Origin of the sequence: Propioniciclava sp. MC1595 (assembly GCF_017569205.1) — a bacterium.
GTDB lineage: Bacteria > Actinomycetota > Actinomycetes > Propionibacteriales > Propionibacteriaceae > Propioniciclava.
The window spans coordinates 855,121-867,551 of sequence record NZ_CP071870.1; the positions used below are offsets into that span (position 1 = coordinate 855,121).

The window sequence follows — 12,431 nt, forward strand, 5'->3', positions numbered from 1 at the left end:
ACGGCTCCGGTGGAGCCCGTCGCTGGGCCTGCCCGGCCGGCCCCCTGCCTTTGAGGAGAGATGACGTGACCCACAACCCCCGTGATGAGTTCGTTCCCGACGGCGAGGCCGGCGGCGACGGCCCCGAGGTTCCGCTGATCCCCGACGACGCCTCCGAGCTGCTGGACGTGGACTCGCCCGTGGAGGCCCCCATCGAGGGGTCGGCCGAGGAGCGGACGGCCGCACCCGCGGCGTCCGGTCGTGAAGGTGACCTGGAGGCCGCGCTCGCCGAGCGCACCGCCGACCTGCAGCGCCTGCACGCCGAGTACGTGAACTACAAGAAGCGCGTCGACCGTGACCGCGACGTGGCCCGCCAGAAGGGCGTGGAGCAGGTCGTCAACGACCTGCTGCCCGTGCTGGACGCCATCGACGCGGCCCGGCAGCACGAGGAGTTCGAGGGCGGCTTCCGCCTCGTCGTCGACGCGCTGGAGAAGGTGACCGGCAAGTACGGCCTGGTCGCCTTCGGCGAGGTCGGCGAGGAGTTCGACCCCAACGTGCACGAGGCCCTCATGCACATGCCGCTGGAGGGCGACCACACCACCACGGTGGTGTCGGCCGTGATCCAGAAGGGCATCCGCCTGGGCGACCGCATCGTGCGGCCCGCCCGCGTGGGTGTGGCCGACCCCGCCTGATGGGTCGGCCCGCACCCACCCCCACCCACTCGATGAGCATGAGAGGAGGCGCCGATGAGCACCAAGGACTGGCTTGAGAAGGACTACTACAAGATCCTGGGCGTCTCCAAGGACGCCAAGCCCGAGGAGATCAAGAAGGCGTTCCGCAAGATCGCCCGCGAGAACCACCCCGACGCCAAGCCCGGCGACAAGAAGGCCGAGGCGAAGTTCAAGGAGGCCTCCGAGGCCAACTCGGTGCTGTCCGACCCCAAGAAGCGCAAGGAGTACGACGAGCAGCGGTCGCTGTTCGGATCCGGGTTCCGCTTCCCGGGTGCCGGCGGCACGCGGCCGGGCGGCTTCGGCGCGCCCGGCGGGCCCTCCATGGAGGACCTGTTCCGCAACGCCACGTCGGGCAACCAGGACATCTCCGACCTGTTCGGGGGCCTGTTCGGCGGCACGACGAGCCGGCGCACCACCCGCAACCCGCGGCGCGGCACCGACATCGAGGGCGAGGTCTCGATCGACTTCACCCAGGCCGTCGAGGGCACGACCGTGGCCATGCAGACGGTCTCGGACGCCCCGTGCTCGTCCTGTCGCGGCACGGGCGCCAAGGCCGGGACGGTGCCCAAGGTCTGCACGACCTGCCAGGGCTCGGGCATGAAGGAGTCGCAGACCTCGGGTGGCTTCGCCATCGCCGAGCCCTGCCCCGACTGCCGCGGCCGCGGGCTCGTCGTCGACGACCCGTGCCCCGACTGCTCGGGCTCCGGCCGTGCGCGTTCGACCAACACGATGCAGGTGCGCGTGCCCGCCGGCGTGACCGACGGCCAGCGCATCCGCATCAAGGGCAAGGGTGGGGCCGGCGAGAACGGCGGCCCCCCCGGCGACCTCTACGTGCTCGTCAACGTCCGCCCGCACCCGGTGTTCGGGCGCAAGGGCGACAACCTGACACTCGTGGTGCCGGTGACCTTCCCCGAGGCCGCGCTGGGGGCCGACATCGAGGTGCCGACGCTGAACGGGCCGCGCGTCCGCCTGCGCATTCCGGCGGGGACGCCCAACGGCCGCACGTTCCGCGTGCGCGGCAAGGGCGTCCGCAAGGCAAACGGCGACCACGGCGACCTGCTCGTGACCGTCGACGTCCAGGTGCCCTCGTCGCTGTCGGCCGAGGCCGAAGCCGCCCTGAGGCACTACGCGGACGTCGTGGGCTCCGGCAACCCGCGCGCCGGACTGTTCGAGTAACGTGATGTCGGACTTCCTGCCCGCACGGATGGACGTGGACGCGCCGCTGTTCACGGTGACCATGGCGGCGCGGCTGGCCGAGATGCACCCCCAGACCCTGCGCGGTTATGACCGTCTGGGCCTGGTGGTGCCGTCGCGCGCCAAGGGCCGCGGACGCCGCTACACGCTCCGCGACGTCGCCCGCCTACGGCACATCCAGGAGCTGTCGCAGGAGGAGGGCATCAACCTCGAGGGCATCCGCCGCATCTTGGAGCTGGAGGCCCAGCTCGAGGAGGCTCACGGCCAGGTCTCCCGCCTCGTCGAGATCATCCAGGCCCACCAGGTCGGCGACGACCCCTCGGGGCGGACCTTCACCGCCGGCCACGGCACCGTCCACCTGGGCCGCACCGTCCGCTTGCGCTCCCCGCGCGCGCTGCCGTCGGGCCGCTGAGTCTCCTTCAGGAGAGGTGGCGGAGGAACCGCTGCGGGTCGGCGAGGAAGTAGCGCTCGTTGACGACCAGGTCCAGGTCCTGCCAGGCGCGGGGCTCGATGCCCGCCTCCGACAGTTGCAGGATCGTCGCCCCTGGCAGCGCCGACAGCATCGGCGAGTGCGTCGCCATCACGATCTGGACGCCGGGCTCGGACAGCAGGTCGACCAACGTCGCCAGCGCGTGGAGGCTGGAGGTGAACGACAACGCCGACTCGGGCTCGTCGAGCAGGTAGAGGCCCGGCCGGATCCGACCGCGGTGGCGCGTGCGGGCCTCGAGGATCGCCCGGAACGACTCACCGTGGCTGAGGTGGTGGAACGAGTCCCCGCTGGTGGCCAGGTACGAGAACAGCCCGTGCATGGTCTCGGCGCGCAGGAAGTAGCCGCCGCGGCTCGCACCGGCGCCGCGGACGAGTTGGACGGTCTCGGCCAGCGGCGATTCGGTGCGTTGCGTGCTGAACCGTGCGCCCGTCGACCCACCCTCGGGGTTGAGCCCGTAAGCCTCGGCCAGTGCCTCGAGGATCGTCGACTTGCCCGACCCGTTCTCGCCGACCAGGACGGTGGCCTGCCCGAAGTCGATGCCGTCGGCCAGCAGCGCCGCCACCGCCGGGATGCGCCACGGCCACGCCTTGGGCTCCCACTCCGCCCCGGTGCGGGCCTCCATGCGGCGCACGGGACGCCCCACCCCCGGGATCGCATTCCTCGCCATGGGCCCCACGGTAGGGCGCAGCACAGACACTCCCGGGGCGCGCAGCTGGATTTGCTCCCACGGACAGACCGGTGGTCGGATCTATGGCCCTTGATGTGGTTCAATCGGCGGGTCAACATCCCCCACGTATGACACGCAGTCAAGGAGAGGTTGGTCCATGAGTGGAACCGCGGCGTCCACAAAGGTGTGGCGACGTATCGGCGTCCATGCACGCGAGGCCTTGTTGCGAACCCTGAACCCCATCGAACTGCGCACGATCCTGGCCGACGTGGCCCGGTCCCGGGCCAGTGACCAGACCCCCGCCGACCTGATCAAGCGGTGGCGCGAGGACAAGCTGCTCGCGCCGAGCATGCTCGACCCGCGTGAGGCGCTTCCGATCACCGCGAAGCTGTGGGAGGTCGTGCCGCCGGAGTTCGTGGGCGTCACCCTCAGCCAGCTGACGTCCCTCGGCTCCGGCATCCACCTCGGCGGGCTGGGGCAGAACCGCGTCGTCACGACGATGCGCGGCACCGAGGTGCTGGCCGACCCCAAGCACGGCCTGGCGCTCGAGGCGTCCCGGCGTCGGCGCAACGGGCACTCGCGGGTGCACCTCGCCACGCACGCCCGGTGCACGCACGCCTGGGACCACAGCGAGGAGTCCTCGCACGAGCTGCGGTTCGCGCTGGTCTCGTCCGCCCCCGATGGCGGCGGGCTGAGCACCGAGGCCGACCTGCTCGACCTCCACCTCGACTACTGGCGCGAGATCATGGGGACGGTCGTCCCGCGCGGCCGCATCGAGCTCACCGTCTGGGACTCCACCCTGGCCGGCCTCATCGAGGCCCGGGGCACCCGCGACGGCGTGATCGTCGTCGAGGGCACCAGCGACGAGCGGCGTCCGTGGCGCAACCCGTACACGACGGCGGCGTTCCGGTTCGTGGTGGACGGGGACGGCGACGAGCCCCACGAGGTCGGCGACGGCGGGTTCGTCACCTGGACCCAGGCACTCACGCGCAACCGCAAGGACCGCTGCCTGGTCTCCGGCGTCAGCGTCGACGCGATCGTCCCGCACACCTGGGAACAGTCCGAATGATGAATTGAGGTATTCCCTTTCCGGGCTGGCCGGGTGCAGAGGGTGCCGCACCCTTGGCGTCCACAGAGAGAGACCTCGATGAGCACCCAGCACGACCGACTCGACCCCGAATCACGCAGCGCCCTTGAAGTGTTCCTCGGCGCGCTGCCCGGCGGCTTCAACGGCATCCCCGACATCGTCGCGCGCCGTGAGGCGTCCGCCGCCCTCAACGCCGCCGGCGTGGAGGCGGCCGGCGGGCCCGACCCGTCCGTCACCCGCGACGACCGCACGGTGCCCGGCCTGGACGGCGACCCCGAGGTGCCCGTCCGCGTCTACCGCCCCGTGGACGCCCCCGCCGACGCGAAGCTGCCCGGCATCTTCTTCATCCACGGCGGCGGCATGATCATGGGCAGCGTCGAGGGCGAGGACGGCATGGCCACCGCCTACGCGCGCGAGGTCGGGGCCGTGGTCGTCTCGACCGGCTACCGCAAGGCCCCCGAGGACCCGCACCCGGCGCAGTCGCGCGACTGCTGGGCAGGCCTGCAGTGGATGGCCGCGAACGCCGAGGAGCTCGGCTACGACCCCGAGCGCCTCGTCATCGTGGGCGGCTCGGCCGGCGGCAACCTGGCGCTGGCCACCGCGCTGCGCGCCCGCGACGAGGGCGGCCCCGCCTTCGCGCTGATCCTGGCGGCCTACCCGATGCTCGACCCGTCCAACACCACGCCGGCGAGCCAGGCCATCACCGAGGTCGGCGTCTCGGACCGCGCGGGCAACATCGAGGCCTGGGAGTGGTTCCTGGGCGGCGGGGAGCCCGACAAGTACGCCTCGCCTTTGCTCGAGACCGACTGGTCGGGGCTCGCGCCGATCTTCATCGACGTCGGCACCGAGGACATGTTCCGCGACGAGGACATCACGCTCGTCGGCGAGCTCGTGCGCCAGGGCAACCCGGTCGAGTTCCACCTCTACCAGGGCGCGTTCCACGCCTCCGAGGTGCTCGCGCCCGAGGCGTCCCTGTCGAAGCGGATCATGGCCAACCGGCTGGACGCCGTGAAGCGGGCCGTCGCGGCTGGCTAGCCTGAGGCCGTGGACGCGGCGGCATCGAGTGACCTGCGGGCCGGCCTGCGGGACTCGGTGCCGATCGCGGTCGGCTACCTGACCGTCGCGCTGGCCTTCGGCCTGTTCTGTGCGCAGGCGGGCATCCCGACGCTGGCCGCGACGGTCGTGTCGCTGACGAATCTGTCGAGTTCCGGGCAGTTCGCCGGGGCGACGGTGTGGGCCGCGGGCGGAACCCTGCTCGAGCTGGCCCTGGCCGTCGCGCTGGTCAACCTGCGCTACGTGCTGATGGCGGTCTCGCTCGGCCAGCGGCTCGCGCCCGGCACGCCGACGTGGCAGCGGCTGGTGATGGCGTTCGGCATCACCGACGAGATCTACGCGCTTGCGATGCGGACGCCGCGGGTCACCTTCGCCGCCTACGCGGGCTCGATGCTGCTGCCGATCGCGGGCTGGACGCTCGGCACGCTGGCCGGGGCGTTGCTGGGGTCGGTGCTGCCGCCGCTGCTGGTGTCGGCGTTCGGCGTGCTGCTGTTCGGCATGTTCGTCGCGATCGTCGTGCCGGTCGCGCGCGCCGACCGAGCCGTGCTGGGGGTCGTCGTCGCGGCCGTCGTGCTGAGCTGCCTGCTGGCCTGGCTGCCGTGGACTGCCGGCATCGACGTCGGCTGGCGGATCATCATCGTCACCCTGCTGGCCACGGCCGGCGGCGCGTTCGCGTTCCCCCGGGAGGCGGCGTGACCCTTTGGGCCTGGGTGGCGGTCATGGCCGTCGTCACGTACCTGCTGCGCGCGGTGCCGCTGGTGGCGTTCCGCGAGGAGGTGCGCTCGCCGTGGGTGCGGTCGTTCCTGTACTACGTGCCCTACGCGGTGCTGACCGCCATGACCGTGCCGGCCATCCTGCTGGCGACCCGGACGCCGGCGTCCGGCATCGCAGCCCTTGTCGTCGCGGTCGTGCTCGCCCTTTGCGGACGCTCGCTGATCACCGTCGCGCTGGGCGGGTCCGTGGCCGTGCTGGTGGTCGAACTGGCGCTCGGTCTGGGTTAGCTCACGCGACCGATGCGGGGGATTGTGCTCACGTGCACTAATATGGGTCTGCGACCCGCACCAGTCTTGCCTCGGGTCGCAGGTGATGCGGCACACGGTGCTGCTGGCCGCGCCGCACCGGTCACTCGGATCGGATCCAGCACGAGCGCGCCCAGGGCGAGACGCCCACGAAAGAATCCATGACTTCTCAGTTCGCACGCCTCGGCGTGCCCACGTCGCTCGTCGCCGTCCTGGCCGAGCGCGGCATCCAGACCCCCACCCCCATCCAGGCGGCCACGCTGCCCGACTCGCTGGCCGGACGCGACGTCCTCGGCCGCGGGCGCACCGGATCGGGCAAGACCTTCGCCTTCGCGCTGCCCGTCGTGGCGCGCCTGGCCGACACCGCCAACCCGACCGCGCGCCGGCGTCCCGCCCCGGGCCGCCCGCGTGCCCTCCTGCTCGCCCCGACGCGTGAACTGGCCGCCCAGATCGCCGAGTCGGTCAAGCCCCTTGCCGACGCGTCGCGGCTCTCGACGCTGACCATCTTCGGCGGCGTCAACCAGAACCCGCAGGTGCGCACTCTCAAGGCCGGCGTCGACATCCTCGTCGCCACGCCCGGACGCCTGCTCGACCTCCGCGACCAGGGCCACCTGTCGCTGGAGGCGGTCGAGGTCACCGTCATCGACGAGGCCGACCACATGAGCGACATGGGCTTCCTGCCCGGGGTGAAGAAGATCCTCGCGGCGACCCCGCGCGCCTCGCAGCGGCTGCTGTTCTCGGCCACGCTCGACAACGCCGTGGACGTCCTGGTCCGCCAGTTCCTGCACGACCCGGTCGTGCACGAGGCCGACTCGGCCGTCTCCCCGGTCGCGCGCATGGAACACCACGTGCTCACCGTGTCGGCGGCCGAGCGCTCCGACGTGATCGCCGACTTGGCCGCCGCGCCGGGCCGCACGATCCTGTTCACGCGCACCAAGCACGGCGCGAAGAAGCTGGCCAAGCAGCTCAACGGACGCGGCATCCCCGCGGTCGACCTGCACGGCAACTTGTCCCAGAACGCCCGCGTGCGGAACCTCGCCGCGTTCGACTCCGGCCGCGTCGAGACCCTCGTCGCCACCGACATCGCTGCCCGCGGCATCCACGTCGACAACGTGGCGCTGGTCGTGCACGCCGACCCGCCCACCGAGCACAAGGCCTACCTGCACCGCTCGGGTCGCACCGCCCGCGCGGGCTCGGCCGGCACGGTGGTCACCATCGCGACGCCCGATCAGCGCGGCGACGTCCAGGGCCTCATGCGTGCGGCCAAGATCAAGCCGACCGTGACCCCGGCCTCGGCGAACGTCCTGCGTGAGCTGGCCCCCGGCGAGCGCCGCGTGTTCTCCGCCGACGAGGTCGCCGACCGGACGCCGTCCGCCCCCGAGCAGCCCTCCTCGCGTCCGCGCCGGTCGGGTCGCGGTGGCGGCTCGGGTCGCGGATCCGGCTCGGGGCGTGCTGCCGGTTCCGGCCGTTCCGGCCAGGCGCCCACGGCGTCCCAGCCGCAGGCCCCGCGCGGGCAGCGGGCCGGGCTCAAGGCGTCCGGCAACGGCTCGGGCCGCGTGCCCTCGGGTGTCGCCCCGGCCGGCTCGACCCGCGGCGCGGCCGCGTTCTCGGCCTCGGCCGGGCGTTCGGTGCGCCGCCGCACCCGCTGACCCCACCGTCCCCGAAATGTGCTCCGTGAACCTGGCGCCACGTGCCTCAGGTGCAAGGAGCACATTTCGTGACCGGTCAGGGGGTCACTGGGCCAGCCAGGCCGCGTAGGCGTCGAAGTTGTACGGGCGTTCGAGGAAGTCGGCGACGAGGTCGGCGGCGTCCTTGGTGCCACCGGCCGCGAGCACGCGGTCGCGGTAGCGGGTGGCCACCTCGGGGGCGAACAGGTCGGCGCGGTCGAAGGCCGAGAACATGTCCTTGGCGATGACGAGGCTCCACATGTAGGTGTAGTAGCCCGAGCCGTAGCCGTCGAGGTGCCCGAACGACGTGGGCATGCAGGTGCCGTCCATGTACGGGAACAGCGAGTACTGCTCCTGCAACTCGCGGGTGCGGGCGACGAGGTCGTCGGGGTTCTCCAGGTGCAGGCGGTACGACAGAGCCGCGTAGAACATCTGCGTGCGTGCGAAGTAGCCCTTGCCGAAGTCGTCGGCCGCGCGCATGCGCTCCACGAGGTCGGCCGGGATCGGCTCGCCCGCGGCGTTGGTCGCGAACGAGCCCAGCACGGACGGGTCCCAGGCCCACTCCTCGAGCATCTGGCTGGGGGCCTCGACGAAGTCCCACTCGGTGGCCACGCCCGAGAACTCGGCCCACGCCTGCTGGCCGCCGACGAGGTGGTGCACCAGGTGGCCGAACTCGTGGAACAGGGTCACGACGTCGGCGTGCTCCATCAGGCCGGTGGGAAAGTTGCAGACCAGGACGCCCTCGGGCACCTGGCGGCCGGCCACGCCGTTGGTCAGCGTGAACTGGGCGGCGTGCTTGAACTTGCCCTCGCGCGGGTGCAGGTCGAGGTAGATGCGGCCCAGCGGGGCGCCGTCGACGGTGCGGCTGACGTCGTAGGCGCGCACCGCCTCGTGCCACACCGGCACGTCGACGGGGGAGTAGGTGAGCCCGAACAGGCGTCCGGTCACGTCGAGCAGGCCGGCGCGGACCTTGCCGAAGTCGAAGTAGGTGCGCACCTGCTGGGCGTCGACGTCGAGTTCCTCGCGACGGTGGACCTCGGCGTAGTAGCCGGAGTCGGACGACTCGACGTGGGGTGCGTCGGGGCGGTCCTGGCGCAGGCGGGCCAGCAGGATGTCGACGTCGCGCCGGGCCGGCTCGAGCGCCAGGTCGGCGATCTTGTCGATGAACTCACCGATCGCGTCCCCCGTGCCGATCATCTTGACCTCGGCGTCGAAGTCGGGCCAGGTGTCGTACCCGAGCAGCGTGGCCAGCTCGGCGCGCAGGCCGAAGATCTCACGCAGCACCTCGACGTTGTCGGGGTAGCCGATCGTCAACTGGGCCACGACGAGCTCGCGGCGGGCGTCGGCGTCGTGCGCGAAGGTGCGGAAGGGGATCGCGTCGGGGTAGTCGGTGGTGACGGTCACGAGGCCGTCCTCGCCGGGCGGGTGGGCCTCGACCCAGTCCGCGGGCAGGCCCTCGAGCTGGTCGGGGCGGACCTTGATGGACCTCGTCCCCTCGCGGATCGTGCGCGCGAACGTCTGCCCGAGCACCGTCAGCCGGTCACGGATCTCCTTGACGCGGGCGCGGGTGGGCTCGTCGGCGGCCACGCCGGAGCGGCGGAAGTCGCGCAGCGTCTTCTCCAACAGACGGGACGCCTCGGGGTCGAGCCCGGCGGGGTCGACGGCCGCGAAGATCGCGTACAGCTCGGTGTCGAGGCCGAGCTCGGTGGCCAGCTGCTGGGCGGCCAGTGCGGCCTTCTCTGCGGCGTCCCGGACGCCGGAGTCGGGGTGGACCTCGCTGAACAGCTCCCCGCGCGCGGAGGCGTTGCCGATCGCGAGCACGACCTCGTTCCAGCGCTGGAGCGTGGCCAGGGCCGAGGCGGGCGGGTCGGCCTTCAGGTCGGCCACCAGCGTGCGCGCGCGCTCGAGCGAGGCCTCGGACGTCGACGACACCCAGTCGAGGTAGTCGTCGGCGGCGGGCAGGGTCAGCGGTGCGAGTTCAGTCACGGGCGCCAGCCTAGCCAGCGCCGCCGCCCGCGCAGGGTCAGCCGGTGATGTCGAAGGCGGCCATCCGGCGCTTGTCGCGCTTGGTGCCCGACTCCTGCAGCGCCAGCAACTCGGCGTAGATGCCGTCGGTCGCGGCGAGTTCGGCGGGGGAGCCGACCTCGTCGATGCGCCCGTCGCGCAGGGTGATGATGCGGTCGACGGTGCTGATGGTCGAGAGGCGGTGGGCGATGATGATGCTCGTCCGGTCGGTCATCAGCTCCTCCAGGCCGGCCTGGACGAGGCGCTCCGAGCGCGAGTCGAGCGCCGAGGTGGCCTCGTCCAGCACGAGCAGGGGGGCGTCCTTGAGCATGGCCCGGGCGACCGCGATGCGCTGCTTCTGCCCGCCCGACAGCCGGACGCCGCGCTCGCCGATCAGCGTGTCGTAGCCGTCGCTGAGCTTGGTGATGAACTCGTGCGCGTTGGCCCGGCGGGCGGCCTGCTCGAGCTCGGCGTCGGTCGCATTCGGACGCCCGTAGGCCAGGTTCTCGCGCACCGTGCCCGAGAACAGCGAGGCGTCCTGGAACACCACCCCGATCTGGGCGCGCACCGTCGAGGGCGGCTGGCCGGCGGTGTCGGTGCCGGCGATGCTGATCGCGCCGGCGTCGGGGCGGTAGAGCCCGAGCAACAGGTTCACCAGCGTGGTCTTGCCGCCGCCGGACTCGCTCACCAGCGCGATCCGCTCCCCGCGGGCGACCGCGAACGAGATGTCGTGCAGCACCTCGGCGTCCGCGTCGTACCCGAAGCTGACCCCGGCGAACTCGATCGTCGGGGCGTCCGGGACGACCGGCCATGCGCCGGACCCGGGCCCGGACGGCAGGCTGGGGTCGCTGCGCTCCCATTGCGTCGCGGCGGACGGAACGCGGGCCGTCGGCGTGAGCGCGGCGAGGGGTTCGGGGGTCTCGTCCATGACCTCGAAGTAGCTCTTCGAGCCCGCGATCGCGTGCTGGGAGGAGTCGACGAGGAAGCTCATCATCATGACCGGCGTGCGGGCCATCGCCACGAGCTGGATGAGGAGCACCATGTCGCCCAGGGTGAAGATGCCGGCGGCGGTCTGGGCGAAGATGATCAGGTAGATCCCGAAGAAGATCACGTTGAGGGAGCCGCGGCGGGCGACGTCCATGCGGTGCCACCACGATGACTGCGTGTGGGTGGTGGACACGGCCTTCCCGTAGTGGCCGTCGAAGGCCTCCAGCTCGGTGCGTTCCCGGACGAAGCTCTTCACCACCTTGATCTGCCCGATGACCTCGGCGAAGCGGCCGCCCGCGGCGTCCAGCTCGACGTTCTTCTCGCCCTCGAGCTTCTGCCAGCGCTTCGAGGTGAGCGCGGTCAGCCACGTGAACAGCGGGTAGATGATCAGCAGCAGCAGGGCGAGGGGCCACGAGTAGAACAGCGAGATGACCAGCACCGCCACGACGGTGATCAGCGTGGGGAAGAAGTTGTTGCTGAACATCTGCAGGAACTGCGTGACCTCGGTGATCGACCGGTTCAGCTTGTTGATCACCGTGCCTGTGAGCTGGTTGTCGAAGTAGCGCTGCGGCAGGCTCAGCAGCTTGGCGTAGTAGCGCGAGCTCAGCAGGGCGCGGAGCCGCATCGTCATGGTGTCGCCCAGGAAGCCGCCCACGTTGGTCAGGACCGTGTTGAGCAGCTCGGCCACGAGCAGGGCGCCGGCCAGCGCGACGAGTACCATCAGGCCGCCCCCGCCACCGGACGCCTGCGCCACGACCTCGTCGGTGGCCCGGGCGATGATGAACGGGGTGGCCAGCGCGGTGACCGCGACCAGCACCGAGGTGACGATGATCCCGGCGTACCAGGGCCAGAGCTCGCGTGAGGTGAAGAGCACGCGCAACAGGGTCCGCACGGGGCGTCCTTTCGGGTGAAGTCGGGGCCAGCTTACCCCCAGGGGTATCAGGCGCGGTGGGCCAGGAGGTGGGTGAGGTGGCGCTCCACGGCCGGCCACTGCTCGCCGGTCAGGGAGTACTGGGCGGTGTCGGTGACCGTGCCGTCGCGCAGCACGCGGTCGTTGCGGATGCGGCCCTCGAGCACGGCGCCGAGCCGTTCGATCGCCTCCCGCGAGGGGTGATTGAACCAGGTCGCCCGGAAGGCCACCCGCCGGCACCCCCAAGCCGTGAAGGCGTGGCGCAGCATGAGCAGCTTCGCCTCCGTGTTCAGCCCCGTGCGTCGCGCGGAAGCGGCGTACCAGGTCGACCCGATCTCGACCGCAGGCACGGCCGGCACCGGGTGCAGGAACGTCGTGACGCCCACCACGGTGCCGTCGAGCACGCGGCGCAGCGCGAAGGGCAGGCCCTGGCCGGACGCCGCGGCCTTCCGCTTGGCGACGATGTCCGCCTCCACGTCGTCGGGCGCCGGCGCGGAGGTGTACCACAGCTCCCACACCCGGCCGTCGAGCGTGGCCGCGCGGAGGGCGTCCGCGTGGGAGCGGGCGAGGGGCTCGAGTTGGACGAGGGATCCCGTGAGGGTGACTGGGCCGAGGAAGGCCACGACCGGTGAGCCTACGCGCC

General features: G+C 71.8%; 12 protein-coding genes. 8 read left to right on the top strand and 4 right to left on the bottom strand.

From position 1 onward, the window contains the following. Nucleotides 1-179: 179 nt before the first annotated feature. The 3 genes from grpE to J4N02_RS03995 are packed head-to-tail and all read left to right on the top strand — an operon-like array spanning nt 180 to nt 2,316. Nucleotides 180-671 carry a nucleotide exchange factor GrpE gene (gene grpE, locus J4N02_RS03985; protein WP_260519455.1) on the top strand — a complete coding sequence of 164 codons (492 nt, stop codon included), beginning with the start codon at nt 180-182 and terminating at the stop codon, nt 669-671. A 54-nt stretch (nt 672-725) separates the two neighbouring features. After that, nucleotides 726-1,886 (top strand): molecular chaperone DnaJ, encoded by a 1,161-nt coding sequence (dnaJ, locus tag J4N02_RS03990; RefSeq protein WP_188334478.1) that lies wholly within the window; start codon nt 726-728, stop codon nt 1,884-1,886. A 4-nt stretch (nt 1,887-1,890) separates the two neighbouring features. Beyond that, nucleotides 1,891-2,316: a heat shock protein transcriptional repressor HspR gene (locus J4N02_RS03995; RefSeq protein WP_188334479.1), complete on the top strand. Its 426-nt coding sequence runs from the start codon at nt 1,891-1,893 to the stop codon at nt 2,314-2,316. 7 nt (nt 2,317-2,323) lie between these two features. On the opposite strand, the gene J4N02_RS04000 is transcribed toward J4N02_RS03995, so the two are convergent. Next, a complete protein-coding gene (locus tag J4N02_RS04000; protein WP_188334480.1) occupies nt 2,324-3,061 on the bottom strand; it encodes an AAA family ATPase in 738 nt (245 codons plus the stop codon). Between the two features lie 157 nt (nt 3,062-3,218). On the opposite strand from J4N02_RS04000, the gene J4N02_RS04005 reads away from it, so the two are divergent. The 5 genes from J4N02_RS04005 (at nt 3,219) to J4N02_RS04025 (ending at nt 7,869) form a co-directional block, all read left to right on the top strand. Then, nucleotides 3,219-4,130 carry a hypothetical protein gene (locus J4N02_RS04005; protein ID WP_182814330.1) on the top strand — a complete coding sequence of 304 codons (912 nt, stop codon included), beginning with the start codon at nt 3,219-3,221 and terminating at the stop codon, nt 4,128-4,130. A gap of 78 nt (nt 4,131-4,208) precedes the next feature. Then, nucleotides 4,209-5,183, top strand: coding sequence for an alpha/beta hydrolase (locus tag J4N02_RS04010; protein WP_188334481.1), 975 nt, complete (start codon nt 4,209-4,211; stop codon nt 5,181-5,183). A 9-nt stretch (nt 5,184-5,192) separates the two neighbouring features. After that, nucleotides 5,193-5,897: an AzlC family ABC transporter permease gene (locus J4N02_RS04015; protein ID WP_188334482.1), complete on the top strand. Its 705-nt coding sequence runs from the start codon at nt 5,193-5,195 to the stop codon at nt 5,895-5,897. Continuing rightward, the gene (locus J4N02_RS04020) at nt 5,894-6,202 is read left to right on the top strand and encodes an AzlD domain-containing protein (protein ID WP_188334483.1); all 309 of its coding nucleotides are present in this window, start codon (nt 5,894-5,896) and stop codon (nt 6,200-6,202) included. Before J4N02_RS04015 ends, J4N02_RS04020 begins: the two co-directional genes overlap by 4 nt. 179 nt (nt 6,203-6,381) lie before the next feature. Beyond that, nucleotides 6,382-7,869: a DEAD/DEAH box helicase gene (locus J4N02_RS04025; RefSeq protein ID WP_188334484.1), complete on the top strand. Its 1,488-nt coding sequence runs from the start codon at nt 6,382-6,384 to the stop codon at nt 7,867-7,869. A gap of 84 nt (nt 7,870-7,953) precedes the next feature. On the opposite strand, the gene J4N02_RS04030 is transcribed toward J4N02_RS04025, so the two are convergent. Genes J4N02_RS04030 through J4N02_RS04040 form a run of 3 tightly spaced genes read right to left on the bottom strand, consistent with a single transcriptional unit; the run spans nt 7,954 to nt 12,411 of the window. After that, complete coding sequence (locus tag J4N02_RS04030) at nt 7,954-9,873, bottom strand: M3 family metallopeptidase (protein ID WP_208091116.1); 1,920 nt, start codon at nt 9,871-9,873, stop codon at nt 7,954-7,956. 37 nt (nt 9,874-9,910) lie between these two features. Continuing rightward, nucleotides 9,911-11,770, bottom strand: coding sequence for an ABC transporter ATP-binding protein (locus tag J4N02_RS04035; RefSeq protein WP_188334485.1), 1,860 nt, complete (start codon nt 11,768-11,770; stop codon nt 9,911-9,913). Nucleotides 11,771-11,817: 47 nt separating this feature from the next. After that, nucleotides 11,818-12,411 (bottom strand): GNAT family N-acetyltransferase, encoded by a 594-nt coding sequence (locus J4N02_RS04040; protein WP_188334486.1) that lies wholly within the window; start codon nt 12,409-12,411, stop codon nt 11,818-11,820. Nucleotides 12,412-12,431: the final 20 nt, after the last annotated feature.